Origin of the sequence: Streptomyces roseoverticillatus (genome assembly GCF_000719265.1) — a bacterium.
In the GTDB taxonomy this organism is placed as follows: Bacteria; Actinomycetota; Actinomycetes; order Streptomycetales; family Streptomycetaceae; genus Streptomyces; species Streptomyces roseoverticillatus.
On record NZ_JOFL01000011.1, the window covers coordinates 173,618 to 199,973 of the forward strand.

25 protein-coding genes and 1 tRNA gene are annotated in these 26,356 nt (G+C 73.2%); 16 read left to right on the forward strand and 10 right to left on the reverse strand.

All coding sequences use genetic code 11. The features are described 5' to 3' along the window. Positions 1-6: 6 nt before the first annotated feature. Positions 7-870: an FHA domain-containing protein gene (locus tag IF61_RS0114960; protein WP_030366871.1), complete on the reverse strand. Its 864-nt coding sequence runs from the start codon at positions 868-870 to the stop codon at positions 7-9. A 393-nt stretch (positions 871-1,263) separates the two neighbouring features. Here IF61_RS0114960 and IF61_RS0114965 point away from each other — a divergent pair. Both IF61_RS0114965 and IF61_RS0114970 read left to right on the forward strand, forming a co-directional pair. Further along, positions 1,264-1,347 (forward strand) — tRNA-Leu (locus tag IF61_RS0114965). Between the two features lie 199 nt (positions 1,348-1,546). Beyond that, the gene (locus tag IF61_RS0114970) at positions 1,547-2,320 is read left to right on the forward strand and encodes a hypothetical protein (protein WP_030366872.1); all 774 of its coding nucleotides are present in this window, start codon (positions 1,547-1,549) and stop codon (positions 2,318-2,320) included. Positions 2,321-2,378: 58 nt separating this feature from the next. On the opposite strand, the gene IF61_RS33370 is transcribed toward IF61_RS0114970, so the two are convergent. Beyond that, positions 2,379-2,696, reverse strand: a complete 318-nt coding sequence (locus IF61_RS33370; protein WP_078660219.1) for a helix-turn-helix domain-containing protein — start codon at positions 2,694-2,696, stop codon at positions 2,379-2,381. A gap of 324 nt (positions 2,697-3,020) precedes the next feature. Here IF61_RS33370 and IF61_RS0114980 point away from each other — a divergent pair, with 324 nt between their 5' ends. From IF61_RS0114980 to IF61_RS0114995, 4 genes are all read left to right on the forward strand, one after another. Continuing rightward, a complete protein-coding gene (locus IF61_RS0114980) occupies positions 3,021-4,250 on the forward strand; it encodes an IS701 family transposase (protein ID WP_078660220.1) in 1,230 nt (409 codons plus the stop codon). Between the two features lie 180 nt (positions 4,251-4,430). Continuing rightward, positions 4,431-5,846: a DUF2252 domain-containing protein gene (locus IF61_RS0114985; protein ID WP_030366875.1), complete on the forward strand. Its 1,416-nt coding sequence runs from the start codon at positions 4,431-4,433 to the stop codon at positions 5,844-5,846. 71 nt (positions 5,847-5,917) lie between these two features. After that, positions 5,918-6,700, forward strand: coding sequence for a J domain-containing protein (locus IF61_RS0114990; protein WP_043189194.1), 783 nt, complete (start codon positions 5,918-5,920; stop codon positions 6,698-6,700). Between the two features lie 10 nt (positions 6,701-6,710). Next, positions 6,711-7,058: a rhodanese-like domain-containing protein gene (locus IF61_RS0114995; RefSeq protein WP_030366876.1), complete on the forward strand. Its 348-nt coding sequence runs from the start codon at positions 6,711-6,713 to the stop codon at positions 7,056-7,058. A gap of 64 nt (positions 7,059-7,122) precedes the next feature. Here the strand turns inward: IF61_RS0114995 and IF61_RS0115000 are convergent, their stop codons facing one another. The 6 genes from IF61_RS0115000 to paaA all read right to left on the reverse strand — a co-directional run bounded on the left by IF61_RS0115000 (position 7,123) and on the right by paaA (position 12,188). Further along, complete coding sequence (locus tag IF61_RS0115000; protein WP_030366877.1) at positions 7,123-8,259, reverse strand: acyl-CoA dehydrogenase family protein; 1,137 nt, start codon at positions 8,257-8,259, stop codon at positions 7,123-7,125. A gap of 293 nt (positions 8,260-8,552) precedes the next feature. After that, positions 8,553-9,671, reverse strand: coding sequence for a 2Fe-2S iron-sulfur cluster-binding protein (locus IF61_RS0115005; protein ID WP_030366878.1), 1,119 nt, complete (start codon positions 9,669-9,671; stop codon positions 8,553-8,555). Then, the gene (gene paaD / locus IF61_RS0115010) at positions 9,672-10,208 is read right to left on the reverse strand and encodes a 1,2-phenylacetyl-CoA epoxidase subunit PaaD (protein WP_030366879.1); all 537 of its coding nucleotides are present in this window, start codon (positions 10,206-10,208) and stop codon (positions 9,672-9,674) included. Next, a complete protein-coding gene (gene paaC / locus IF61_RS0115015; RefSeq protein WP_245684510.1) occupies positions 10,202-10,942 on the reverse strand; it encodes a 1,2-phenylacetyl-CoA epoxidase subunit PaaC in 741 nt (246 codons plus the stop codon). Before paaC ends, paaD begins: the two co-directional genes overlap by 7 nt. Continuing rightward, positions 10,939-11,226 carry a 1,2-phenylacetyl-CoA epoxidase subunit PaaB gene (paaB, locus tag IF61_RS0115020; RefSeq protein WP_030366881.1) on the reverse strand — a complete coding sequence of 96 codons (288 nt, stop codon included), beginning with the start codon at positions 11,224-11,226 and terminating at the stop codon, positions 10,939-10,941. Before paaB ends, paaC begins: the two co-directional genes overlap by 4 nt. After that, entirely contained in the window at positions 11,223-12,188 is a 966-nt protein-coding gene (gene paaA, locus IF61_RS0115025; protein WP_030366882.1) for a 1,2-phenylacetyl-CoA epoxidase subunit PaaA, read from the reverse strand. The genes paaB and paaA overlap by 4 nt, the downstream gene beginning before the upstream one ends. Before the next feature lie 185 nt (positions 12,189-12,373). Between paaA and IF61_RS0115030 the strand changes: the two genes are divergently transcribed. Genes IF61_RS0115030 through IF61_RS0115040 form a run of 3 tightly spaced genes read left to right on the forward strand, consistent with a single transcriptional unit; the run spans position 12,374 to position 15,031 of the window. Next, a complete protein-coding gene (locus IF61_RS0115030) occupies positions 12,374-13,042 on the forward strand; it encodes a DUF5819 family protein (RefSeq protein ID WP_052392700.1) in 669 nt (222 codons plus the stop codon). Then, positions 13,039-14,262: an HTTM domain-containing protein gene (locus IF61_RS0115035; protein WP_030366884.1), complete on the forward strand. Its 1,224-nt coding sequence runs from the start codon at positions 13,039-13,041 to the stop codon at positions 14,260-14,262. Before IF61_RS0115030 ends, IF61_RS0115035 begins: the two co-directional genes overlap by 4 nt. Positions 14,263-14,266: 4 nt before the next feature. Then, positions 14,267-15,031: a TrmH family RNA methyltransferase gene (locus IF61_RS0115040; protein WP_030366885.1), complete on the forward strand. Its 765-nt coding sequence runs from the start codon at positions 14,267-14,269 to the stop codon at positions 15,029-15,031. Here the strand turns inward: IF61_RS0115040 and paaN are convergent. Further along, positions 15,028-16,731, reverse strand: a complete 1,704-nt coding sequence (paaN, locus tag IF61_RS0115045; RefSeq protein WP_030366886.1) for a phenylacetic acid degradation protein PaaN — start codon at positions 16,729-16,731, stop codon at positions 15,028-15,030. The two genes, IF61_RS0115040 and paaN, sit on opposite strands and share 4 nt — an antisense overlap. Positions 16,732-16,869: 138 nt before the next feature. On the opposite strand from paaN, the gene IF61_RS0115050 reads away from it, so the two are divergent. Together IF61_RS0115050 and IF61_RS0115055 are read left to right on the forward strand one after the other, a co-directional pair. Then, positions 16,870-18,387: a 3-hydroxyacyl-CoA dehydrogenase gene (locus IF61_RS0115050; protein WP_030366887.1), complete on the forward strand. Its 1,518-nt coding sequence runs from the start codon at positions 16,870-16,872 to the stop codon at positions 18,385-18,387. Positions 18,388-18,389: 2 nt separating this feature from the next. Beyond that, entirely contained in the window at positions 18,390-18,983 is a 594-nt protein-coding gene (locus IF61_RS0115055) for a TetR/AcrR family transcriptional regulator (protein ID WP_030366888.1), read from the forward strand. A gap of 36 nt (positions 18,984-19,019) precedes the next feature. Here IF61_RS0115055 and IF61_RS0115060 read toward each other — a convergent pair whose 3' ends face one another. Further along, positions 19,020-19,511, reverse strand: a complete 492-nt coding sequence (locus tag IF61_RS0115060; protein WP_030366889.1) for an Lrp/AsnC family transcriptional regulator — start codon at positions 19,509-19,511, stop codon at positions 19,020-19,022. A 183-nt stretch (positions 19,512-19,694) separates the two neighbouring features. Here IF61_RS0115060 and pdhA point away from each other — a divergent pair, with 183 nt between their 5' ends. The 5 genes from pdhA to IF61_RS0115085 are packed head-to-tail and all read left to right on the forward strand — an operon-like array spanning position 19,695 to position 26,065. After that, positions 19,695-20,852, forward strand: a complete 1,158-nt coding sequence (pdhA, locus tag IF61_RS0115065) for a pyruvate dehydrogenase (acetyl-transferring) E1 component subunit alpha (protein ID WP_030366890.1) — start codon at positions 19,695-19,697, stop codon at positions 20,850-20,852. Next, positions 20,849-21,865 carry an alpha-ketoacid dehydrogenase subunit beta gene (locus tag IF61_RS0115070; protein ID WP_030366891.1) on the forward strand — a complete coding sequence of 339 codons (1,017 nt, stop codon included), beginning with the start codon at positions 20,849-20,851 and terminating at the stop codon, positions 21,863-21,865. The genes pdhA and IF61_RS0115070 overlap by 4 nt, the downstream gene beginning before the upstream one ends. After that, positions 21,865-23,508 (forward strand): dihydrolipoamide acetyltransferase family protein, encoded by a 1,644-nt coding sequence (locus IF61_RS0115075; protein WP_030366892.1) that lies wholly within the window; start codon positions 21,865-21,867, stop codon positions 23,506-23,508. The genes IF61_RS0115070 and IF61_RS0115075 overlap by 1 nt, the downstream gene beginning before the upstream one ends. A 35-nt stretch (positions 23,509-23,543) precedes the next feature. Continuing rightward, positions 23,544-24,446 carry an NTP transferase domain-containing protein gene (locus IF61_RS0115080; protein ID WP_043189198.1) on the forward strand — a complete coding sequence of 301 codons (903 nt, stop codon included), beginning with the start codon at positions 23,544-23,546 and terminating at the stop codon, positions 24,444-24,446. 5 nt (positions 24,447-24,451) lie between these two features. Further along, positions 24,452-26,065 (forward strand): molybdopterin molybdotransferase MoeA, encoded by a 1,614-nt coding sequence (locus tag IF61_RS0115085; protein ID WP_245684511.1) that lies wholly within the window; start codon positions 24,452-24,454, stop codon positions 26,063-26,065. Positions 26,066-26,356 lie beyond the last annotated feature (291 nt).

Genomic DNA, 26,356 nt, shown 5'->3' on the forward strand with positions numbered 1-26,356 from the left:
CCCGCTTCACCCTTCGGCTTGCCGATAAACGATGGTGGTGCTGCCCACGACGATCCGTGAGCCGTCGCGGAGCGTAGCGCGAGTGGTGTGCTGTCCGTCCACCACGATGCCGTTGGTCGACCCCAGGTCCTGGATGGTGGCGGGGGTTCCGACCCGGATTTCGCAGTGCCGGCGGGAGACGCCGGGGTCGTCGATCCGTACGTCCGCCTCGGTGCTGCGGCCCAGCACGAGGGTGGGCCGGGAGATCTGGTGGCGGGTGCCGTTGATCTCGATCCAGCGCCGGGTCTGGGCGCCGGGCACGCCGGCCGCGGGGCCGCTTCCGCTCCCGCCCGCGCGCGGCGCGGGCCGCCCGGGGGGCGTGGAGGGCGGCGGCGACGCGGGCATGGGCGGCAGCCCCGACGGGGGGGCCGGATAGCCCGCACCGTGCGTGACGGGGCCGCCCTGGCGCGGGCTGCCGGGGCGCTGGCTCGGCTGGCCTTGGTGGTCCTGCGACTCGCTGGCGGCGAGGGTGCGGCTGCGCACCCGGTACAGGCCGGTGTCGAGGTCGTCCGCCTTCTCCAGGTGGACCTTGATGGTCCCCATGAAGGTGTACCGCTGCTGCTTGGCGTAGTCGCGGACCATGCCGGACAGCTCGTCGCCGAGCTGACCCGAATACGGGCTGAGCCGCTCGAAGTCCGGGGTGCTCAGCTCCACGATGAAGTCGTTCGGGACGACGGTGCGGTCACGGTTCCAGATGGTGGCGTTGTTGTCGCACTCGCGCTGGAGCGCGCCCGCGATCTCGACCGGCTGCACCTCGGACTTGAACACCTTGGCGAAGGTGCCGTTCACGAGACCCTCGAGACGCTGCTCGAAGCGCTTCAGTACTCCCACGGGGCACCTCCTTCCCTCAGTGACGTTCCTGATGCTCGGTGTCGTTCCTGATACTGCTTACTGATCGTATCCACGCGTTGGGGAAACGGCCGGTTCCCCTTCGGGGCCAGGAGTGACGAGTGTCGCCCCGGCCTGCCGGCGCGACCTCCCTGTCCCCTTCATAGGGATCGTAGAGGCGGCCGGGAGCCAGTGTCCCGCAACCGGCGGGGTCCCCACCGGTCCCGGCGGCCCGGGAGGGCTCCCGCGGTCCCTGCCGGGGCCGGAGCGGGGAGAACGAGTGTGAAGGCACCCGTGAAGGCGTGCTAATGTTCTCGATGTCGGAAGGCGAACGGCGCAGAAACCGGAAGGGTAAGTCCCCCGGAAGAAGCCCGGAAGCTCGAGGACAACACCCATGCGCGGGTGGCGGAATAGGCAGACGCGCTGGATTCAGGTTCCAGTGCCCGAAAGGGCGTGGGGGTTCAACTCCCCCCTCGCGCACAGTGAGGACAGACCCCTCGAAGTGACTTCGGTCACTCCGGGGGGTCTGTCTCATTTTGCCCTGCCGTCCTTCTGTAGCCCACGGGACCCTTGTGATCCCGGAGCTTGGCCGGAACGTGGCACGCCGTAGTGGCTGGAGTGGGAACATCATTCCGTAGTCGTACCGGGGCGCTGTGTGATCCGGAATGGGGGACGCGGGGTGGCTGGTGACCAGACGTCCGTTTTTTCGGTGTGGATCCTGCCCGCTGTCGTCTGCGCGCCCGTGACCTGGGTCTGTCTCGTGTACCGCTTCCGCGGGCAGGGCCGGCTGCTGGGGACGGTGCGTTCGGCCGCCTCGGCGCTGGCCGTGGTGCTGTGGACGTCCGCGATGGCGGCGCTCGCCAGCGGTCTGCTGTTACCGCACGCCTCCGCCGTGCCGCCGGCGGCGGTCGGCATCGTCGCGGGGGCGGGCCTGGTGCCCAAGCGGCGGACCGAGCAGGCCGAGCATCCGGTGATGGCGATTCTCACACTGGGACACTCTCTGCTGATCAGCAGTTTGATGGTGCGCCTGCAGACCGACCGGGCCGATTGGTGCGGCCGGATGGCCGCCGGTTTCGGCAGCTGCTGGGAGCTCGACGTCTTTGCGGACCGTGTCGCGCGCCACCTGAGGTCGCGGGATGTCTCCAGCCGCTCGTCCAAAGGGAAGAGCGGCCTGACGGCCATGACGAAGGAGCGGTACGAGGAGGTGCGGACCGCGGTGCAGCACGCGGACATCCTCGAGACCGAGATCGAGAAGGCCTGCATGGACGAACAGCGCGAGCGGACGCGCGAGGAGATCGGGCGGACGCTGCGGGCCTTCGGAGAGGCCGAGCACCTGTGCGCGTACCTGCTGGAGCTGGCTCACGCGCACGGCAAGCGCAGCGACGACAGGAAGATCCTCGAACTGCGGCGGCAGCCTCTGTACGCGGCCGCCGCCGAGCCTTCGGCGCGCTGACGAGCCTCTGATGCGCTGAGCGGTGAGCCGGTCAAGGGGCCGGCCCGGTGATGCGTCCTCAGTGATACGTCTTGGCCAACGCTCTGTGTGCGGGCTGTTCCTGGCAGCCGGCGGCGGAAGGCTCGGTGAAGGAGATCTCCATCTTCACGTCGAGCGCATCGGCCACGGCGGCGAGCGAACGCATGGTCAGATTCTCGTCCCCGGAGAGGATTTGGCTCACTCTGCCCGGCGAGACGCCCATGCTCTCCGCTAAGTCCTTGCGGGTCATGCCGCGTTCGGCGAGGAGGCCTGCCAGGGATGCCGTCGCGTGGCGTGCCAACCGGCCTCCGGCCTCATCGGCCGTGCGTCCATGATCACGTCTGTCGCGCCACGTCATCGCCAACCCCCTGGAACCAAGAACTCACGGCACCCTTAGGCGCCTTCCCCTAAGAGGATGCCACCTTTAGGGCTAACTAAAAGCCCGCATCCGGCTAAAGATTGCTGCATCGGGGGCGAGTTCACTTTTTGATCAATCTGTGACCAGGGGTGATGCAGCAATCGGTCGAATTCGGCCAAGGTTCGCGCCATCCGTCGCGGCCCGGGGTGGCGGCCGGGCCGCGACGGTCGCGAGTGCTGCAAGTTTCAAGCATCAATAGAAACCACGCGGTCGGTTTGGTACGGTCGGGCGCCAGTCCGGTAGCCACCCATGTGGGGAGATCCGATGGAAGTCAGATCCGCGCAACCCGGCCCTGTGCCCAGCGGGACGGCAGCCCTCGCCGACCGCTGGGACGTGGAGCCGGAACTGTTCGCTTCCCTCGCGCGGAACGACCAGCGCCGGATGGCCGAGCAGTACGTACGCGGCCTGCTGGCGGCGGAGGGCCGCAAGACCCTGCGCAACGTCGCGGAACAGATCGGCGGAAAGGCGCTCCAGCAGAGCGTCCATCACTTCATCACCGCGTCGTCCTGGAACTGGGCGCCCGTCCGGGGCGCGCTGGCCCGGCTCGCGGACGAGGCCGTGCGCCCCCAGGCGTGGGTGGTCAACTCCACCGTCATCCCCAAGGCGGGGATCCACTCGGTCGGCGTCGACCAGCAGTTCCTCCCCCACCTGGGCCAGACCGTCAACGGGCAGCGGGCGTTCGGCGCGTGGAGCGCCTCGGAGCGGATCAGCGTGCCCTTCAACTGGAGCCTGGTGCTCTCCAGGAACTGGCTGGAGGACCCGGCCCGGCGCAGCCGCGCCCACATACCCGACGCCAGCCGCGTCGTCTCCCTGGAGGAGCACGCCGGATCCGTCGCCCTGGAGGCCGCCGAGGCCTGGGGCCTGCGCCGGCGCCCCGTCGTCGTGGACGTGGAGGGGCTCGACGCGGGGACGACCGTGGGGCGCTTCGCCCGCGCGGGCGCCTCCCTGCTCCTGCGCATCGACGGCGCGACGCCGCTGCGGGTCGACGGCTCCCTGCTGCAGGGGTACAGCGACAAGGAGGTGCCCGCCCTGAGCCTGATCTCCTCGATGAAGCGGATGCGCCGCCAGGTGGAGTGGACTGACGCGTCGGGCGGCGGCATGCACCTCGGCGTGGTGAGCGCCATTCCCGTGCTGCTGGCGTGCCCTGCGCCCGGCGGCGTGCCCGGCGCCGTCCACCACCGGCCGATGCTCCTCATGGGCGACTGGCGCTCCTCCGGCCGGTGGCCGTCCCGGCTGTGGCTCACCGACTCCCGGCGGCTGCCGCTCATCACGCTGCTGCGGCTGACCCGGCTCACGGACGTCGTCGAGCGCGACTTCGCGGAGATCTCCGAGCACACCGGCGTCCGGGACTTCGCGGGCCGCTCGTTCCAGGGCTGGCACCGCCACATCACCCTGGCCTCGGTCGCCCACCTCGTCGCCGCGCGGGCGGGGACGCGCCGGTTGCCGGCGCGGCGGCGGCGCGTGACGGGAACCGTCACGCCCCTGTGCGCCTGAACCGGCTGCCCGTCCGGCGTTCCCCTCCCCTGTCTCCTGCGGGCGCTCCGCCGGTAGGTTCTCGGCATCCGATCGCAGCGCGACGAGCGGAGCACGACCTACGTCACGACGTACGTACGTCACGACCTCACGACGTAGGTCACGACGTAAGAGCTGTGCGGAGCACGACGTAAGAGACGTATGAAGGGGGAGGTGGGCGCGATGTCGCGACTGCCGTACGTACCGGGATTCGCCCGTTCCGCCGGTCCCAAGGGGGCGGCGGGGGCACCGAAGGCGGAGGGCAAGGCGCTGCGGGAACGCGTGCCGCGGTCCGCGCACGCGCGGTGGGCCCCCGGGCCGGACCGGCCGGACGCGGTCGCCGAGGTCGAGGCCTCGAACGCGGGCCGGCTGCCCGAGCTCACGCCGATACGGGTCGGCCGGATGGCCGCCTCCCCGTTCGCCTTCCTGCGCGGGTCCGCCGGGCTCATGGCGTACGACCTGATGGACACCGCCGTGACCGGGGCCGGCGCCCAGATATGCGGCGACGCCCACGCCGCCAACTTCGGGCTCTACGGCGACGCGCGCGGCGAACTCGTCATCGACCTCAACGACTTCGACGAGACCCTGCACGGGCCCTGGGAGTGGGACGTGAAGCGGCTCGCCGCCTCGCTGGTGCTGGCCGGGCGGGAGGCGGGCGCGGACGAGGCCACCTGCCGGGCCGCCGCGCGGGACGCCGCGGGCTCCTACCGGCACACGATGCGGCTGCTCGCCGGCATGCCCGTCGCGGACGCCTGGAACGCCATCGCCGACGAGCGGCTCGTCTCCCACGCGGACGCCCGCGACCTCACCGGCACGCTGGAGCGCGTCTCCGAGAAGGCCCGGCGGAACACGAGCGCCCGCTTCGCCGCCAAGGCCACGGAGAAGGCGGACGGTGGGCGGCGCTTCGTGGACGCCCCGCCGGTGCTGCGCCGCCTGCCGGACGCCGGGGCGGCCGCGGTCGCCTCGGCGCTGGGCGGCTACCTCGGCACCCTCCCGGAGGAGCTGCTGCCGCTGCTCGCCCGGTACGAGGTGCAGGACGTGGCGTTCCGCGTCGTCGGCACCGGGAGCGTGGGGCTGCGCTCGTACGTGGTGCTGCTCCTGGACCACCGCGGGGAGCCGCTGGTCCTCCAGGTGAAGGAGGCCCGGCCCTCGGTCCTGCTGCCGTACGCGGAGAAGGCCGGCTTCGCGCTGCCGCCGGACGGGCACGAGGGGCGGCGGGTCGTGCTCGGGCAGAAGCGGATGCAGGTCGTGAGCGACGTGCTGCTCGGCTGGGCCACGGTCGAGGGGCGCCCGTACCAGGTGCGGCAGTTCCGCAACCGCAAGGGCAGCGTCGACCCGGCCGCCCTCGCCCCCGCCGAGCTGGACGACTACGCCCGCCTCACCGGCGCGCTCCTCGCCCGCGCCCACTCCCACACCACGGACCCGCGCCTGATAGCCGCCTACTGCGGCAAGTCCGAGGCCCTGGACGAGGCGGTGGCCGCGTTCGCCCGGGCCTACGCGGACCAGACGGAAGCCGATCACCAAACCTTGGTCCGTGCGATCCGCGCGGGGCGCGTACCTGCGGAAATGGGCGTTTAGAGGAACCTCCGTACAGTGCCGGGCACCGCGTTCCCGGCACCCCTCCCGGAGGGAACTACGCTGGTCGGGTGATGAATCCGGAAGCAGACACTTCCCGCCTGGAGCAAGCCGTCCGCACGGCCGAGACCGCACTGATCGAGTTCGAGATCGCCGTGGAGACGTTCCGCGTGGAGGTGGAGAACTTCTCCCGCCTGCACCACCAGCGCCTCGGCCCCGTCTACGCCCGCCTCGAAGAGCTGGACGCACAGATCGCCGAGGCCGTCGCCGCCCGCAGCGGCGATCCGGAGGACCTGCGCAAGGCCCGCGAGGCCCGCGCGCTGGTGCAGCCGATGCCCGGAGTGGAGGAGCTGTTCGGCGGCTGGCTGGACTCGGACGGGCTGTCCCCGGAGGGCACGGCGATGCTCACGGAGAAGCCGGTCCGCCCGCCCCGCCGGGTCCGCCCGAGCGACGGGGCCCGCCGGGCCTTCCGGGAGCTGGTCCGCGAGGCCCACCCGGACCTGGCGCGGGACGAGGCCGAGCGGCTGCGCCGCGAGGAGTTCATCGTGCGCGTCAACGCCGCGTACGCGGCCGGTGACGAGGACCTCCTGGGCGCCCTGGCCGCGGAGTGGGCCGCGGGCCCGGCGCCGGAGCCGCGTCCCCTGGACCGCGCGGAGGAGCTCTACGCCCGCCTGGAGTGGCTGGCGCAGCGCAAGGAGATGCTGTCGGGGCTGGCAGCCGAGCTGGAGGGGTCGGCGATCGGCTCGATGCTGCGGATGGCGCCGGAGGACCCGGACGGCCTGCTGGAGGAGATCGCCGAGAGCCTGCGCGCCCAGGTCGCCGAGCGCGAGGCGCAGCTGCGGGAAATGGTCGGGTAGCGTCGTGGGCATGAGCTTTGGTTCCGGAATTCCCACGGTCGGCGTCGATGCCCTCTCGTCCGACGACTTTCTGCTGGATGTGCGCGAGGCCGACGAGTGGGCGGCCGGCCACGCGGAGGGCGCTCTGCACATCCCGATGAGCGACTTCGTGGCCCGCTTCGGCGAGCTGACGGAGAAGGCGCCGGACGGCGGCCGGATCAACGTCATCTGCCGCTCGGGCGGCCGTTCCGCGCAGGTCACCGCCTATCTGGTGCAGCAGGGCCTGGACGCGGTGAACGTCGACGGCGGCATGCAGGTCTGGGAGGCCGCCGGCCGCCCGGTCGTGGACGGCAACGGCGCTCCCGGGACCGTGATCTAGCGGTAGCCGGGTTTGCGGCTGCGGCTGCGGCTGCGGCCGTGGCTGTAGCCGGCTCCGGCGGGCTCTAGTCCTCGGGCGCGTGGGCGGCCAGGAGGTCGCCCAGCGCCTCCTCGTGCGCCGCGGCCGGGCCCAGCGACAGCTCCAGCTGCTTGGCCCAGGCGTGGTACCGGTGCAGGGCGTAGCCGGTGTCGGCGCCGAAGCCGCCGTGCAGGTGCTGCGCGGTCTGCACCGCGCGCCGCACGCCTTCCGAGGCCCACACCTTCGCGACGGCGAGGTCCGCGTCGGCGGGCAGGTCCCCGCCCGCACCGGTCTCCAGCCGCCACGCGGCCTGCCAGAGCGTGGCCTCCATGGCCCGCAGGTCGACATAGCGGTCCGCGGCCTGGATAGCCACCGCCTGGAACGTGGCCAGCGGGAAGCCGAACTGCTCCCGCTTGCTCGTGTACGTGCTGGTCATACGGCACACCGCCGTCCCCACTCCGAGCGCGAGCGCGCACGTCCCGGCGGTGAGCAGCGCGCGCAGCCGCGGCCAGGCCCCTTCCTCGGTGATCACCTGCGTGCTGTCGAGCCGTACGGAGTCGAGCCGCACTTCGGCGTACCGCTCGCCGTTCGTGGACACCTGCAGGCCCAGGGCGACCCCGGGGCGGTCGCGGGGGACGAGCCCGAGCACGGCACGGCCGTCCGCATCGCACGCGGGGACGACGATCAGATCGGCGCACGGCGCCCACGACACGGCCGTCTGCAGGCCGTCGAAGACCCATCCCTCCCCGGCCGCCGGCCGGGCGGCGACCGAGAGCTCCGCCGCATCGTGCCCGGTCCGGCCGTTGGAGGCGACCGTGACGACCAGCTCGCCGCGCCCGAGCGCCGGCAAGATCCGCGCCCCCGCCGCACCGCCGTGCGTGCTCAGCGCCAGCGCCGTGGCCCCGGCCTCCAGCAGTGGCACCCGGGCGAGCACCTGACCGGCCTCCCGCAGCACCAGGCACAGGGCGATCGGCCCGAGCCCCGATCCGCCGTGCCGGGTGCCGACGGTCAGGCTCAGCAGATCCGCCGCGGCCAGCCTGCGCCACAGCGCACGGTCGAAGTCCTCCGCGACCGGGCCCCGGGACAGCACGGGGCTGGGCACGCCGTCGGGGGAGACCCCGGAGAACACGGCCCGCGCCGCCTCGGCGGCCGCCTGCTGCTCCTCGCTGAAGGTGAAGTCCACTGCCGCCGTCCTCCCGCACCCGTTGCCGGCTCGGCAACACCCGGATATGACGGTCCGTCAATGTAGGGGGAGCGGGAGTAATTGGGAACGCATGGGACCTCAAGCGTGCGGAACCTCACGGGACTTCAAGCGGGCGGGAGGTCATGGGGCCTCAAGCGTGCGAACCCCATGGGACTTCAAGCGGGCGGAACCTCATGGGACCTCAAATGCGCGAACTTCACGGGACTTCATGGGACTTCATGGGACTTCAAACGCGCGGGAGCTCATGGGGCCTCATGGGAACTCATGGGAACTCAGCGGTCGAAGTCGAGCTCCACCTCCTCCGTCACCGGATGCGACTGGCACGCCAGCACATGACCGCCCTCGACCTCCTCCGGCTCCAGCGCGAAGTTCCGGTCCATCCGCACCTCGCCCCGGACCAGGAACGCCCGGCACGTCCCGCACACCCCGCCCTTGCAGGCGTAGGGCGCGTCGGCGCGGTTGCGCAGCACGGCCTCCAGCAGGGTCTCCCCCTCCTGCACCGGCCAGCTGCCGCTGCGCCCGTCCAGCGTGGCGGTCACCGTGCTGCGCGCGGGGGAGGTGGCGGCCCGCTCCCCGGCGCTGCCCGCGGGCTGAGCGGACCCCGCGCCGGATTCGACGCCGGACTCCACGTGGAAGATCTCCTGGTGGATGCGGTCCCGCCCGATTCCCAGGGCGCGCAGCGCCCGCTCCGCCCCGCGCACCAGCCCGTAGGGCCCGCACAGGAACCAGCCGCCTATCTCCTCCACCGGCACCAGGGCGGGCAGCAGCCGGGTCAGCCGCTCCTCGTCCAGCCGCCCGGCCGGCAGCCCGGCCTGCTGTTCCTCGCGGGAGAGGGTCTGCACCAGCTGGAAGCGGTCGGGGAAGCGGTCCTTGAGGTCGGCGACCTCCTCCAGGAACATCGTGGAGGCCGTGGTCCGGTCGCTGCGTATGAGGCAGAACCGGGCCCCGGGCTCCCGCGCCAGCAGCGTCGAGGCGATGGACAGCACGGGGGTGATGCCGCTGCCGCCCACGATCGCCGCGAAGTGCCCGGCCCGCGGCTCCAGGACGAACCGCCCGGCCGGTGCCATGACCTCCACCGTGTCCCCGGCGGCCAGCTCCTTGAGGGCGTACGTCGAGAACTCGCCGCCGTCTACCAGCCGGACCCCCACCTTCAGCTCGGCGGGCCCGGGCGCCTCCGGGGCGGGTGCGGGGATGCACACCGAGTACGTACGGCGGATCTCGGTGCCGTCCCGGGCGGTGCGGCGGACGGCGATGTGCTGGCCCGGTGCCCAGCGGTAGGCCTCGCGCAGCTCGGGCGGCACGGCGAAGGTCACGGCGACCGAGTCGTCGGTGAGGGGGTCGACCGCCGCCACCCGCAGGGGGTGGAAGGCGCCGTGGCGGGCCGCGGCCATCTACAACTCCTTGAAGTGGTCGAAGGGTTCGCGGCAGGCCTCGCAGCGGCGCAGGGCCTTGCAGGCGGTGGAGGAGAAGCGGCTGAGCAGCGTCGTCTCGGTGGATCCGCAGTGGGGGCAGCGGATGGCCAGGCCGACCATGACCGGCCCGGCCGGGCCCGTGGGCCGGGGCGGGGCTATGCCGAACTCCTGCAGCTTGCGGCGGCCTTCGGCCGTGATGTCGTCGGTGGACCAGGCGGGGGAGAGCACCGTGCGGACGGACACCTCGGCCTGTCCGTGCTCGTGCAGGACGCGCTCGATGTCCGCTGACATCGCCTCGACCGCGGGGCAGCCGGTGTACGTGGGGGTCAGCTCCACCTCGACCCGGCCGGGGCCGGTGACGTGCAGGCCGCGCAGCACGCCCAGCTCGGCCAGGGTGATCACGGGCAGCTCGGGGTCGGGGACGGCCCCGGCCAGAGCCCGGAGCTCTTCTTCGAGGCGGGTGGATCCGCGGGGGGCGGATTCAGCGGATTCATGGGGGGCGGAGGCGGTCACCATGACGCCCCCGGGTGGCTGCGGTGCAGGTGCTGCATCTCGGCGAGCATGCGCCCGAACGGCTCGGTGTGGATGCCCTGCCGGCCCGCGCCGGCCGTCCACGCGCCGCTCTGCGGGCCGTCCGGCAGCTTGAGCGTGGCGCGCTCGACGACCTCGGTCACCGCGGCCAGCCAGCCCTCGCGCAGGGCTGTCCAGTCGACGGAGAGGCCCTCGACGGGCTCGAAGAGCTCGCCCGTGTACCGCCAGAGGGCGTCCAGGGCGCGCTGCATCCGGGCGTGGCTCTCCTCCGTGCCGTCGCCGAGCCGCAGTGTCCAGTGCTCGGCGTGGTCGCGGTGGTAGGCGACCTCCTTGACGGCCTTGCCGGCCAGGGGCGCGAACGGGCCGTCGCCCGCGGCCAGTTGCCCGTACAGCAGGTGCTGGTGGACGGAGAAGTACAGCTGGCGGGCGATCGTGCGGGCGAAGTCGCCGTTGGGCTGCTCGACGAGCTGGGCATTGCGGAAGGAGCGCTCCTCCCGCAGATAGGCCAGCTCGTCCTCGTCGCCGGCGAGGGAGAGCAGGGTGCGGGCCTGGCCGAGCAGGTCGAGGGCGATGTTGGCGAGGGCGACCTCCTCCTCCAGCACGGGTGCGTGCCCGGCCCACTCCCCCAGCCGGTGTGAGAGCACCAGGGCGTCGTCGCCGAGGGCCAGGGCGGCCGTGGCCAGGGGGGCCTCCCCGAGGGTCACAGGTGCGTCGGTCACAGGTGCTTCACCCCTTCCGGGATCTCGTAGAAGGTCGGGTGGCGGTAGGGCTTGTCGGCGGCGGGCTCGAAGAAGGGGTCCTTCTCGTCGGGCGAGGAGGCGGTGACCGCGGCGGAGGGCACGACCCAGATCGAGACGCCCTCGGAACGGCGGGTGTAGAGGTCGCGCGCATTGCGCAGGGCCATCTCCGCGTCCGGGGCGTGGAGGCTGCCCGCATGGGTGTGGGCGAGCCCGCGCCTGCTGCGCACGAAGACCTCCCACAGCGGCCAGTCAGCGTTCGTCATGCCGTCGCCTTTCCGTGCTTGGCCGCATACGCGGCGGCTGCTTCGCGCACCCACGCGCCCTCTTCATGGGCGCGCCGGCGCTGACCGATCCGCTGGTCGTTGCAGGGGCCGTTGCCGCGGAGCACGTCCTGGAACTCGGTCCAGTCGATCGCGCCGAAGTCGTGGTGGCCGCGCTCCTCGTTCCACCGGAGGTCGGGGTCGGGGAGCGTCAGGCCGAGGGAAGCGGCCTGGGGGACGCAGATGTCCACGAACCGCTGGCGCAGCTCGTCGTTGGAGTGGCGCTTGATCTTCCAGGCCATGGACTGGGCCGAGTGGGACGACTCCGCGTCCGGCGGGCCGAACATCATCAGGGAGGGCCACCACCAGCGGTCCACGGCGTCCTGCGCCATCGCGTGCTGGGCCTCGGTGCCGCGGCTCAGGGCCAGCAGCAGCTCGTAGCCCTGGCGCTGGTGGAAGGACTCCTCCTTGCAGATGCGGACCATGGCGCGGGCGTAGGGCCCGTAGGAGCAGCGGCACAGCGGGACCTGGTTGGTGATCGCGGCGCCGTCCACCAGCCAACCGATGGCGCCCACATCGGCCCAGGTCAGGGTGGGGTAGTTGAAGATCGAGGAGTACTTCTGGCGGCCCGAGTGGAGCTTGTCGAGCAGCTCGTCGCGCCCGGTGCCCAGGGTCTCGGCGGCGCTGTAGAGGTAGAGGCCGTGGCCGGCCTCGTCCTGCACCTTGGCCATGAGGATCGCCTTGCGGCGCAGCGAGGGCGCGCGAGTGATCCAGTTGGCCTCGGGCTGCATGCCGATGATCTCGGAGTGGGCGTGCTGCGCTATCTGGCGGACGAGGGTGGCGCGGTAGGCGTCGGGCATCCAGTCCCGCGGCTCGATGCGCTCCTCCGCGGCCACTGCGGCGTCGAAAACCGCCTCGTGGGCCGTGGTGTCCTGGGCTCCTGCGTCCGGCGCCATCGTCGTCATGGCATTGCCCCCTGCCTCTCCGGCCCGCTGCGCGACCGGCCCGACCGACCGATCGTTCGGTTCAATGGTGGTGCGGCCGCCGGGGGGTGTCAAGCCTGTGGATAACCCCGGGCGCTGTGCCCCGCGAGGCGACCTCGGTACCGTTCGGGTGCACAGCAGACGGCGGACGCAGGAACGGGGCGGGTATGGAGTCGGATGACGGGCACGAGCGGGCCGGCGGCCTCGCGGGGCTGTCCCTGCCCGCGCGCCTCGTCGTCGCGGGGGGCGCGGCGGTGATAGCGGTGACGGCGGCCGTCCACTTGGGGATGGTGTTCCTGCACGTGGCGCCGTCGAACACGGTCACCAAGCAGAACGCCACGGCGATAGACGACTACATCTATCCGGAGTATGAGCAGAACTGGAAGTTCTTCGCTCCCAACCCGCTCCAGCAGAACGTCGCTGTCCAGGCCCGCGCCGAGCTCCGCGCCCCCGACGGCCGGACCACCGTCACCGGCTGGACCGACCTCACCGCACGGGACGGCGCCGAGATCCGCCACAACCTCCTCCCCAGCCACACGCAGCAGAACGAGCTGCGCCGCGCCTGGGACTTCTACACCAACTCCCACGACGTCAAGGAAGCGCCCAACGGGCTGCGCGGGGCCCTCTCCGAGCAGTACATCCGGCGCATCGTCGTCGGCCGGCTCGGCGCCGGGGAGGACGGCCGGACCGTCCAGCGCGTCCAGGTGCGCGCCGTGACCACCCTGGTCGCGCCGCCGTCCTGGAGCGACGAGAAGAACGAGCCCAAGCCCGCCTACCGGGTGCTGGGCTGGTGGCCGGTCACCGCCGCCGACCGTACGGAGGCGAAGAACCGATGAGCACGTCCCTGCAGCTCGGCGCCCGGCTCTCGCGCGGGATCGACCGCGTCACCGGAGCCGCGCTCGGCGCCCACCAGACGGCCGTGATCCGGATAGGCCTCTCCTTCACGTGGCTGGTCTTCCTGCTGCGCGAGTGGCCGAACCGGCACGAGATGTACGGCCCCGACGGGCCGTGGAGCTGGGAGATGGCCCGCCGGCTGACGGCCGACAACCACGCCTTCACCGCCCTGCTCTGGTCCGACGGCGGCCTGTGGTTCGAGGCGGTCTACGCCTTCGCCGTCGTCACCGCGGCCCTGCTCGCCCTCGGGTGGCGCACCCGGACCATGACCGTGCTCTCCATGGTCGGCGTGCTGTCGCTGCAGAACCGCAGCGTCTTCCTCGGCGACGGCGGCGACAACGTCATCCACCTGATGGCGCTCTACCTGATCCTCACGCGCTGCGGCCGCGTCTGGTCCCTCGACGCCCGCCGGGCGGCGAAGCGGGCCGGGCAGCCCGCGGGCCTCGACCTGACGGGCGTCGTGCTGTGGGCCTGCTGCGGGCTCGCCCTGGCCGCGGCGATGATCCTCGGCGACACCCGGATGTCGTGGACCGACCACGGCCCGCTCCCCGGCGTCGGCTGGGCCGCCGCCCTGTGGGCCCTCTGGCTGGTCCAGGGCCTGTGGTGGCTCGCGCAGCGGTACGGCCCGGGCGAGCCCCGCGCCGTGCTCGACGTCCTGGCGAACCTGCTGCACAACGCCGGCGTGCTGGTGATCATGGCGGAGGTCTGCCTGATCTACGCCACGGCCGGCTGGTACAAGATCCAGGGTTCCCGCTGGCAGGACGGCACCGCGCTCTACTACCCGCTGCACCTCGACTACTTCTCGCCCTGGCCCGAGCTGTCCCACGCCCTCGCGAGCAGCGGGCTGCTCGTGCTGCTGCTCAGCTACGGCACCGTGGCCGTGCAGGTCGCCTTCCCCTTCACCCTGCTCAACCGGCGGGTGAAGAACGTCCTGCTGGGTGTGATGATGATGGAGCACCTCGGCATCGCCCTGCTGCTCGGGCTGCCGTTCTTCTCCCTGGCGATGATCGTGGCCGACGCGGTCTTCCTGCCCACCTCCTTCCTGCGCCGTCTGGGCGCCGCGGCGGGCCGCGCCCGCGACCGGCTGCTCCCGGCCCGGGCCCAGCAGGTCCCGGTGCAGCGCGAGGGCGACGAGGCGGCGGCCAGGACTCTCGTAGGCTGAGGGCATGACCGAGGACGAAGCCGCTGCCGCAGTCCGGCAGTGGGGCGAGCGCGCCCCCGACGCCGTACTGCTCGACGGCTTCCACGCCCTGAAGCACGCGCTGCGCTTCGGCGCGGACGTGCCGCTCGCGGTCACCAGCGACAAGGAGGCGGCGCTGGCGCTCGCCGAAGCCCTGGCCGACGACCTCACCGGGACGCTCGCCGAGCGCCTGGTCGAGATCCCCGCCAAGGCCCTGCGCGAGCTGGTGCCCAGGATCCACCCCACGGGCGTGGCCGCCCTCGCCGTGCGGCCGGAGCGCAGGGCGAACCTCGACGCGCTCTCGCGGGCGCCCCGCAAGGCCCCCGTCGTCGTCCTCGACAACCCGCGCAACCTCGGCAATGTCGGCGCCGTGATCCGGCTCGCCGCCGGCTTCGGCGCCACGGGCGTCGTCACCACCGGGGATATGGACCCCTGGCACCCCAACGCCGTACGGGCCGGGGCGGGCCTGCACTACGCCACCGCCGTCGAGCGGCTGCCGCTGCCCGAGCTCCCGCCCGGGCCGCTCTACGCCCTGGACCCGGAGGGCGATGACATCCGCTCCCTCACCCTGCCCGACGACGCGCTGATCGCCTTCGGCTCCGAGCGCCACGGCATCTCGCCCGAGCTGCGCGAGAGGGCGACCCGGCTGGTCGCCCTCCCCATGCGCCCCCAGGTCTCCAGTTACAACCTCGCCACGAGCGTCGCCATGGCGCTGTTCCACTGGGGCGGCGGGGGCCCGGGCCGGGGCTAGACCGGGCGGCGCACCTCGACCGTGCGGAAGCGGTTCGCGACGAACGCGCCGTCGCACAGGGCCGCGTTCGCGGCGGGGTTGCCGCCGGAGCCGTGGAAGTCGGAGAACGCGGCCGTCTGGTTCACGAAGACCCCGCCGGTCAGGTTGAGGGAGAGCTGGGCGCACTCCTCCAGGCAGGCCTCCTCCACCAGCCGCTCGACCTCGGGCGACGTGGTGTACGCCCCGACGGTCATCGCGCCCTTCTCGCGCACCGTGCGGCGCAGCAGCTCCACGGCGTCCGCCGCGGAGTCGACGGCGACGGCGAAGGACACCGGCCCGAAGCACTCCGAGAAGTAGGCCGCCTCGGCGTCGGGCTTGGCACCGTCCAGCTTCACGATGACCGGGGTGCGGACGGTGGCGCCGGGGAAGTCGGGGTTCTCCACCGCGCGGGAGGCGAGGGCGACTTCGCCGAGCCGGCCCGCGGCGTCGATCCGCTCCTTGACCTGGTCGTTGACGATGGCGCCGAGCAGGCCGTTCGCCCGGGCGTCGTCGCCCAGCAGGCCCTGGACCGCGCCGGCCAGATCCGCCACCACCTCGTCGTAGGACTTGGGACCGGCGTCGGTCGTGATGCCGCCGCGGGGGATCAGGAAGTTCTGCGGGGTGGTGCACATCTGGCCGCTGTAGAGGGACAGCGAGAAGGCCAGGTTGCCGAGGAGGCCCTTGTAGTCGTCCGTGGAGTCGATGACGACCGTGTTGACGCCGGCCTTCTCCGTGAAGACCTGCGCCTGGCGGGCGTTGGTCTCCAGCCAGTCGCCGAAGGCGGTGGAGCCGGTGTAGTCGATGATGCGGATCTCGGGGCGCACGGCCAGGGTCTTGGCGATGCCCTCGCCGTCCCGCTCGGCGGCCAGGGCCACCAGGTCGGGCGAGAAGCCCGCCTCGCGCAGCACCTCGCGCGCGATCCGCACGGTCAGGGCCAGCGGCAGCACCGCGCGCGGGTGCGGCTTGACCAGGACGGCGTTGCCCGTGGCGAGGGAGGCGAAGAGGCCGGGGAAGCCGTTCCACGTGGGGAAGGTGTTGCAGCCGATGAGCAGGGAGACGCCCCGCGGCACGGCCGTGAACTCCTTGCGCAGCTCCAGCGGATCGCGCTTGCCCTGCGGCTTGGACCAGTCGGCCGAGCCCGGGGTGCGGACCTGCTCCGCATACGCGTAGGCGACGGCCTCCAGGCCCCGGTCCTGGGCGTGCGGGCCGCCGGCCTGGAAGGCCATCATGAAGGCCTGGCCGCTGGTGTGCATGACGGCGTGCGCGAATTCGTGCGAGCGGGCGTTGATCCGGGAGAGGATCTCCAGGCAGACCGCGGCCCGCACCTCCGGGCCCGCCTCGCGCCACTGCGGCATCGCCGCGCGCAGCGCCGGCAGCAGCTCATCGACGGCCGGGTGCGGATACTCGATGCCGAGCTCGATCCCGAACGGCGAGACCTCGGTGCCCGCCCAGCCGTCGGTGCCCGGCTGGTCCAGCTCGAAGCGCTCGCCCCGGAGCGCCTCGAAGGCGGCCCGGCCCTCGGCGGCGCTCAGGCTGCCGGGGACGGCCCCCTCCGCGCCGTACGCCTTCGGGTGCTCGGGGAACGGGGACCAGTAGGCGCGCGTGCGGATGGCGTCCAGCGCCTGATCGAGGGTGGGGCGGTGCTTCTCGGTCAACTGAGCGGTGGTGAGTCCGGCGGTCACGGCTGACCAACTCCTTGTCGAGCGGGGCTCCGATACGGGGGACCAGACGCACCCCCGGTGGATACAGTAACCGAACGATCGGTCGGGACAAGGGGGCCCGGCGAACCTGTGGACAACTCTTCGGGGAGGATCACTGCCATGACCCCAATCGACCCCGCCGGGACCGTCGCCGTCGTCGGCGCCGGCACCATGGGCCAGGGCATCGCCCAGGTCGCCCTGGCAGCGGGCCACGCGGTGCGGCTGTACGACGCCGCGCCCGGCCGTGCGGAGGAGGCGGCGCGGTCGATCGCCGCCCGGCTCGGCCGCCTGGTGGACAAGGGCAGGCTCGACGCGGCCGGCCGGGACGAGGCCCTCGCCCGTCTGCGGCCCGCCGCGCGGCTCGCCGAACTCGCCGACTCCGCCCTCGTCATCGAGGCGATTGTCGAGCAACTGGAGGCCAAACAGAAGGTGTTCGCCGAGCTGGAATCGGTCGTTCCCGACGACTGCCTGCTGGCCACCAACACCTCGTCCCTGTCGGTGACCGCCGTCGCCGGCGCACTGCGGCTTCCCGGCCGCTTCGTCGGCCTGCACTTCTTCAACCCCGCCCCGCTGCTCCCGCTGGTCGAGGTGGTCCGGGGCTTCGCCACGGACCCGGAGGCGGCCGACCGCGCCCGGGCCACCGTGGCCGCGTGGGGCAAGACCCCGGTGACCTGCGCGGACACGCCCGGCTTCATCGTCAACCGGCTCGCCCGGCCCTTCTACGCGGAGGCGTTCCGCGTCCACGAGGAGGGCGGCGCCGACCCGGCCACCATCGACGCCGTGCTGCGGGAGTGCGGCGGCTTCCGCATGGGCCCCTTCGAGCTGACCGACCTCATCGGCCAGGATGTGAACAACGCCGTCACTCGTTCGGTCTACGAGGCGTTCTTCCACGACCCCCGGTTCACGCCCTCCCTCGCCCAGCAGCGGCTCGTGGAGGCCGGGCTGCTCGGCCGCAAGTCCGGCCGCGGATGGTTCCCGTACGAGGAGGGCGCCGACCGGCCCGGACCGGCCACGGCGGCGCCGTGCGAGCCGCCCGCGGAGATCGGCTGGCACGCCCGGCCCCCGCGCGTCTGCGCCCCCCTGCGGGAGCTGATCGAGGAAGCCGGGATCAAGGTCGTGCGCGACCGTGCGCCGTACTCCGAGTGGTACATCACCCTCCCCGACGGCGCGGCGCTCACCCTCACGGGCGGCGAGGCCGCCACCCCCAAGAACGGCGGGCCGCACATCTACTTCGACCTGGCCCTCGACTACCGCACCTGCACCCGGATCGCCCTCGCCCCCTCGGAGAAGGCCTCGGCACGGGACGTGCAGGCCGCCGTGGGCCTGTTCCAGGCGCTCGGCAAGAGCGTCAGCGTCATTGCCGACGTTCCCGGCCTGATCGTCGCCCGTACGGTCGCCATGCTCGTCGACTTCGCCGAGGACGCCGCCGGGCGCGGCGTGGCGAGCCGCGAGGACATCGACACCGCCATGCGGCTGGGCGTGAACTACCCGCGCGGCCCGCTGGAGTGGGGCCGCGCGATCGGCCTGACCCATGTGCGCGGCATGCTGTGGGGCCTCGCCCAGGAGTACCCCGGCGGCCGCTACGACCCCTCCTTGTCCCTCCGCCGCCGTGCGGCCGTCGAAGAGAGCCTGCTGTAATCATGACCATGGCCAAGCGCGACACCTACACGCCCGAATCGCTGCTCGCGGTCGCCGTAGGGGTGTTCAACGAGCGGGGCTACGACGGCACGTCCATGGAGCACCTCTCCAAGGCGGCCGGCATCTCCAAGTCCTCCATCTACCACCACGTGAAGGGCAAGGAGGAGCTGCTCCGGCTCGCGATAAGCCGCGCCCTGGACGAGCTCTTCGCCGTGCTGGACGAGCCCGGGGCGACCGGCGGCCCGGCCGTCGACCGGCTGCAGTACGTGACCCGCCGCACCGTCGAGGTGCTCATGGCCGAGCTGCCCTACGTGACGCTGCTGCTGCGCGTGCGCGGCAACACCGGCACCGAGCGCTGGGCCATGGAGCGCCGCCGCGAGTTCGACCACCGCGTCGCCGAGCTGCTCAAGCAGGCGGCTGCCGACGGCGACCTGCGGGCGGACGTGGACGCGCGGCTGGCCACCCGGCTCCTCTTCGGGATGATCAACTCCGTGGTGGAGTGGTACCGCCCCGACCGTGGCGGGGCGGTGACCAGCGAAGAAGTCGCCGACGCGGTGGTGCGCACGGCGTTCGACGGGCTCCGGACCGAACGCTAGAGACCTCCGGAAACCCCTGGAGACCTCCGGAAACCTCTAGAGACCTCCTTCGTCGAGGTCCGTCTCCTCGAAGATCAGCAGCGTGCGGGTGCTGAGCACCTCGTCCATGGCCTGGATGCGGGTCAGCACCAGCTCGCGCAGGGCGCGGTTGTCCTTGGTGTGCACCAGCAGGAGCACGTCGAAGTCCCCGCTCACCAGGGCGATGTGCGCGGCCCCCGGCAGCTCCAGGAGCTTGTCGCGGACCGCGCGCCAGGAGTTCTGCACGATCTTCAGCGTGATGTACGCCGACGCGCTCTGCCCGGCCCGCTCCTGGTCGACGCGGGCGCTGAAGCCCCGGATGACCCCGTCGTCGATCAGCCGGTTGATCCGCGCGTAGGCGTTGGCGCGCGAGACGTGCACCCGCTCGGCCACGGACCGTATCGACGCGCGCCCGTCCGCCTGCAGCATGCGCAGGATGGCGCGGTCTATGTCGTCCAGCGGCCGCGCGGGTGCCCTGCTCCCGGTGAGGGCCATCTGTTCGTCCGGCATGGCGTCCTGCCTCCCCCTCTTGGACGTCCTGGCCATATCTCAGGCTGTGGAGAACCGTTTGTCCACAGGCTCGGGCCGCCTGTAGCCAAAATGTGCCGACGACCGAACAATCGGTAGGGAGGGCGTCCGGCGCATCCCGCCGCGCGTCCGGTCAAGCCCGTCCCCACGAAGGAGGTGCTCGTCATGACGGTTCTGGAGCAGCCCGGCTCGTACCGGCCCATCCCCCCGCCCGCCTGGCGGCCCCGCACCGACCCCGCACCCCTGCTTCCCGACGCGGAGCCGTATCGCGTGCTGGGCACCGAGGCCGCGGGCGGGCTCGACGCCGGGCTGCTGCTGCGGCTCTACGGGCACCTCGTCCGCGGCCGGCGGTACAACGGCCAGGCCACGGCGCTGACCCGCCAGGGCCGGCTCGCCGTCTACCCCTCCTCCGCCGGGCAGGAGGCGTGCGAGGTCGCCGCCGCGCTCGCCCTGCAGGAGCAGGACTGGCTCTTCCCGAGCTACCGCGACACCCTCGCCGCGGTCGCCCGCGGCCTCGACCCCGTCCAGGCGCTCACGCTCCTGCGCGGCGACTGGCACACCGGATACGACCCCCACGAGCACAGGATCGCACCGCTGTGCACCCCCTTGGCCACCCAACTGCCGCATGCAGTGGGCCTCGCGCACGCGGCCCGCCTCAAGGGCGACGACGTGGTCGCGCTCGCCATGGTCGGCGACGGCGGCACCAGCGAGGGCGACTTCCACGAGGCGCTGAACTTCGCCGCCGTGTGGCGGGCCCCCGTCGTCTTCCTCGTGCAGAACAACGGCTTCGCGATCTCCGTGCCGCTCGCCAAGCAGACCGCGGCCCCCTCGCTCGCCCACAAGGCCGTCGGCTACGGCATGCCCGGCCGGCTCGTCGACGGCAACGACGTCGCCGCCGTCCACGAGGTGCTCACCGACGCCGTGCGGCACGCCCGCGAAGGCGGCGGCCCCACCTTGGTGGAAGCCGTCACCTACCGCATGGACGCCCACACCAACGCCGACGACGCCACGCGCTACCGCAGCGACGCCGAGGTCGATACCTGGCGCGGCCACGACCCCATCGCCCTGCTGGAGCAGGAGCTGACCGAGCGCAAGCTGCTGGACCCGTCCGTCGTCGCCGCCGAGCGGGAAGCCGCCGAGCGCATGGCCGCCGACCTGCGCGACCGCATGAACCAGGACCCGCCGCTCGACCCCATGGACCTCTTCACCCACGTGTACGCCCAGCAGACCGCCCAGCTGCGGGAGCAGGCCGACATGCTGCGCGCCGAGCTCGAGGCAGCGGCCGAGGCCGACCCGGCGACCCGGGAAGGGGCGCAGCGATGACCACCGCCGCCGTCCGGGCCGGAATCCGGCCCGCCTCCATGGCCCAGGCCCTCAACCGGGCCCTGCGCGACGCCATGGCCGAAGACCCGTCCGTCCACGTCCTCGGAGAGGACGTAGGTGCGCTGGGCGGCGTCTTCCGCGTCACCGACGGCCTGGTGAAGGAGTTCGGCGAGGACCGCTGCACTGACACTCCGCTCGCCGAGGCCGGCATCCTCGGCACCGCGGTCGGCATGGCCATGTACGGGCTGCGGCCAGTCGTCGAGATGCAGTTCGACGCCTTCGCCTATCCCTCGTTCGAGCAGCTCATCAGCCACGTCGCCCGGATGCGCAACCGCACGCGCGGCGCCATGCCCATGCCCCTCACCATCCGGGTGCCCTACGGCGGCGGCATCGGCGGCGTCGAGCACCACAGCGACTCCTCCGAGGCGTACTACATGGCGACGCCCGGCCTCCACGTCGTCACGCCCGCCACCGTCGCCGATGCCTACGGGCTGCTGCGCGAGGCGATCGCCTCCGACGACCCCGTCGTCTTCCTGGAGCCCAAGCGGCTCTACTGGTCCAAGGCCGAATGGGACCCCGAGACGCCCGAAGCGGTGCCCGGCATAGGCCGCGCCGCCGTCCGCCGCCGGGGCACCTCCGCCACGCTCATCACCTACGGGCCGTCCCTGCCGGTCTGCATGGAAGCGGCCGAGGCGGCTGCCGCCGAGGGCTGGGACCTCGAAGTGGTCGACCTGCGCTCGCTCGTGCCCTTCGACGAGGAGACGGTCTGCGCCTCCGTCCGGCGCACCGGGCGCGCCGTGATCGTCCACGAGTCCACCGGGTTCGGCGGCCCCGGCGGGGAGATCGCGGCCCGCATCACCGAGCGCTGCTTCCACCACCTGGAGGCGCCGGTGCTGCGCGTCGCCGGATTCGACATCCCGTACCCGCCGCCGATGCTGGAGCGGCACCACCTGCCCGGTGTCGACCGGGTGCTCGACGCGGTCGCACGGCTGCAGTGGGAGGCGGAGAGCTGATGCCCGAGGTCAAGGAATTCCGGCTGCCGGATCTCGGCGAAGGCCTCACCGAGGCGGAGATCGTGCGCTGGCTGGTGGAGGTCGGCGAGGTCGTGGAGATCGACCAGCCCGTGGTGGAGGTCGAGACGGCCAAGGCGATGGTCGAAGTCCCCTGCCCCTACGGGGGCGTGGTGACGGCCCGCTTCGGCGCGGTGGGAACGGAGCTCCCCGTCGGGGCGCCGCTCCTGACGGTCGCCGTCGGCGCGTCCCCCGTGGATGCGGGCGCGTCCACGGGGGAGGAGCCGGAGGCTTCCGGCAACGTGCTCGTGGGCTACGGGACGGGGGCGCCTGCGGCGCGGCGCCGCCGTGTCCGGCCGAAGGCCGGTTCTTCCGGGGTGCCCGGGAGCTCCGCCGGTGTCGGCTCGGCGGGTGGCCCGACGGATCCGGGCGGCCCGGAGGCGGGCGGGCACCGCCGGTCACGTGTGCACGGGCTGAGCGCCGTCGCGGCGGATGATGTGGCCGAGGCCGCCGGCGGACTTTCAGGCCCGGGGCCTTCCCGGGCCGAGCCCGCGCCCGGTGGAACCTCCGGAGCCGTGTCCACGGACGGTCTTGAGGCGGGCGGGCACCTCCGGTCACGTACATACGGGCCGGGCGCCGCTGCGGCGGGAGGAACGGCCGAGGCCCCCAGTGATCTTGTCGGCCGAGGGGCTTCCCAGGGCGTGTCCGAGGAGCGGCGTGCGGGCGAGCGCGGGGCCGTAGCCGTGGCCGGGGCACGGCCTTCCGTCCCGGCCGGGCCCGTTCCCGTCGTCTCTCCACTCGTCCGGAAGCTGGCCCGTGAACACGGTCTCGACCTGCGGGCATTGACCGGTACCGGCCGGGACGGGCTGATCCTGCGCGCCGATGTGGAGCGTGCCGTACGTGCTGCCGCGGCCGCGGACAAGGCGCCGGCCCCCTCCCCGGCCGCCGGGGTCGCCGGCGCCGAGCGCATCCCCTTGCGGGGGCTGCGTGGTGCCGTCGCCGAGAAGCTCAGCCGGAGTCGCCGGGAGATTCCCGACGCCACCTGCTGGGTGGACGCGGACGCGACCGAGCTGCTGGCGGCCCGCAAGGCCATGAACGCCGCCGGCGGCGCGAAGATCTCCCTCCTGGCCCTGCTCGCCCGCATCTGCACGGCCGCCCTGACCCGCTATCCCGACCTCAACTCCACCGTCGACACCGAGGCCCGGGAGATCGTCCGGCTGCCCGGCGTCCACCTCGGGTTCGCCGCGCAGACGGAGCGCGGGCTGGTCGTCCCCGTCGTCCGGGACGCCCACCTGCGCAACGCTGCCGGCCTCTCCGCGGAGATCGCCCGGCTGACCGAGGCCGCGCGCACGGGCGCCCTGACCCCCGCCGAGCTCACGGGGGGCACGTTCACGCTGAACAACTACGGCGTGTTCGGCGTCGACGGCTCCACGCCGATCATCAACCACCCCGAGGCGGCCATGCTCGGCATCGGCCGGATAGCCGCCAAGCCCTGGGTGCACGAGGGCGAGTTGGCCGTACGGCACGTGGTGCAGCTGTCGTTCACCTTCGACCACCGGGTCTGCGACGGCGGCACCGCCGGAGGCTTCCTGCGCTACGTGGCCGACTGCGTCGAGCAGCCCGCCGTACTGTTGCGCTCCCTCTGAGCCTTCGCCGCAAGGCGAACGGCCATACTCGTCGGGTGACTGGTTACGACGCCATAGTGCTCGCCGGTGGCGCCGCCCGCAGGCTGGGCGGCACCGACAAGCCCACCCTGCGCGTGGGCGGGCGCACACTGCTGGACCGGGTGCTGGAGGCGTGCGCGGACGCCGAGGAGACCGTCGTCGTGGGCCCCCGGCGCCCCACCGCACGCCCCGTGCGGTGGGCGCGGGAGGAGCCTCCCGGCGGCGGCCCCCTCGCCGGGCTCGCCGCCGGCCTGCGGCACACAGCCGCCGGCACCACTCTCGTGCTCTCCGCCGACCTGCCGTTCCTGCGCCCCGAGACCGTACGGGCCCTGCTCGCCGCGGCCGCCACCGGCGGCCCGTACGTGGAAGGGGTGCTCCTCACCGACCTGGACGGCCGCGATCAGCCGCTGGTCGCCGCCTACCGCACCGAGCCGCTGCGCCGCGAGCTGGCGCTGCTCGCCGCCGAGCACGGCAGCCTCGTGGGGCTGCCGCTGCGGCTGCTCACCGACGAGCTCACCCTCGGCCGGTTCCCGCACCCGACGGCCTCCTTCGACTGTGACACCTGGGAGGACGTCGCCACCGCCCGCGCGCGCATCAGGGACGATGGGAGCGTGCTGGATGAATGGATCTCCGCGGCCAAGGCCGAGCTGGGCATCGACCTCGACGTCGACACAACCGCCCTCCTGGACCTCGCGCGCGACGCCGCGCACGGCGTGGCCAGGCCCGCCGCGCCCCTGACCACCTTCCTCGTCGGCTACGCCGCAGGGCGCCTGGGAGGCGGCCCCGAAGCGGTGGCCGAGGCGACCCGCAAGGCCGTGGCCCTGGCCCAGCAGTGGGCGGCGGAGGCGGCCGCCGCCGAGGACCACGCGGCGGGCAAGCCCGGCGACGGCGCCGCCGGGAAGGCCGACGGCCCGCGATGAAGGACGTGGACGGGGATTCCGCGCTCGACCGGGCGACGGAGGATGCGCTGGCGCTCTTCACGAACCAGCGGCGCGGGGCGCGCTCCCACGCCGGCGACCGGCTGCCCGACGAGGGCGCGGAGGCGGCGGGCCGGTCCGGGGCCGGTCGCGCCGAGCCCCGGCATGCCGAGCCTCCGCACGCCGGACCCGCGCACAGTGGGCAAGCGTCCTTCGCGTACTTCCCGTTCGACGAGATCCCCGTCGGGGGCGGCGTGGTCGACGGCGGCCGCGCCGTGGGCACCGCACGGGCCGCGCATGCCACGCGGGGGCCTTCCGTCCCCGCTCCCGCACCGGCTCCCGCCTACGATGACCTTCCGTTCACCGACATCGACGTCGCCCAGGACGGCAAGGACGAGAAGCGGGCCCGCGACATGACGGCCGACGACGCCCCCCACGCCACGCGCAGTTCCCACGCCACCCCCTGGTCCACGGCCCGCGCCGTCGCGGCAGCCGCCGCCGGTGCCCTTCCGGCGGAGGACCGGGCCCTCGGCGACGCCCTCGGACAAGTACTTGCCGAGCCGCTCGTCGCCCTCACCGACCTGCCCTCCTTCGACACCTCCGCCATGGACGGCTGGGCCGTCTCCGGGCCCGGCCCCTGGAAGCTCCCGCCACCCGGCGCGCAGGACGTCCTCGCGGGCCGCCCCGGCGCGCGGCCGCTGCGCGACGGGCGCGCCGTGCGGATCGCCACCGGAGCGCCGGTCCCGCCCGGGGCGACCGCCGTGCTGCGCAGCGAGCACGGCGAAGTGACGGTGCAGGGCGAGCTGCTCGCCAGCCGGCACGTCAGCCACGGCCAGGACATCCGGCCGCGGGGCGGCGAGTGCCGGCAGGGCGACGAACTCGCGCCCGTAGGAACGCTCGTCACCCCCGCCCTGCTCGGGCTCGCGGCCGCCGCCGGCTACGACGCACTGGCCGTCGTGCGGCGCCCCCGCGTCGACGTGCTCGTCCTCGGCGACGAGCTGCTCCGCGAGGGGCTGCCGGAGGGCGGGCTGATCCGGGACGCCCTCGGCCCGATGCTCGGTCCGTGGCTGCGGGCGCTCGGGGCGGAGCCGGGTGAGGCGTTGTACCTCGGGGACGAGGGCGGCGCCCTGCGCGAGGCGCTCGCCGCGTCCACGGCGGACGTGGTCGTCACCACCGGCGGTACGGCCTCCGGGCCTGTGGACCACGTTCACCCCACGCTGCGGGGGCTGGGTGCGGAGCTGCTGGTCGACGGGGTCGCGGTGCGGCCCGGGCATCCGATGCTGCTCGCCAGGCTCGGGCCCGGCCGGCATGTCGTCGGGCTGCCGGGGAATCCGCTGGCCGCCGTGGCCGGGCTGCTGACGCTTGCCGAGCCGTTGCTGCGGGCGCTGACCGGGCGAGCGTCCGGCGCTGTGGCGCGGGCCGTTCTCGCGGAGGCCGTGTCCGGGCATCCGGCGGATACGCGGCTCGTGCCGGTCGAGTACGACGGGGTCGGCCGTGTACGGCCTCTTCGGTTTCACGGGCCCGCCATGCTGCGGGGGCTGGCCGCGGGGGACGGCATGGCCGTTGTACCGGCTGGTGGTGCGGGGAGGGCTGCGGAGGTGACGGTGTTGGGGCTGCCGTAGCCGCGGCCTGTGTCGGCTGTGGCCGGTCGCGCCCACGCGGCGGATCCGCGGATTGGTGCTGTCCCGCGCCCCTTATGGGGCTCTGCCCCTGCCCGTTCGACTGCGGGTCGTGTGTGGCTTGTCGCGCCCACGCGGCGGAGCCGCAGATTGATGCTGTCCCGCGCCCCTTACGGGCGCGGTCTCCGCTGCAGTCGTGGCTGGTCGCGTCCACGCGGCGGAGCCGCAGATTGATGCTGCCCCGCGCCCCTTACGGGCGCGGTCCCGGCTGCAGCCGTGGCCGGTCGCGTCCAC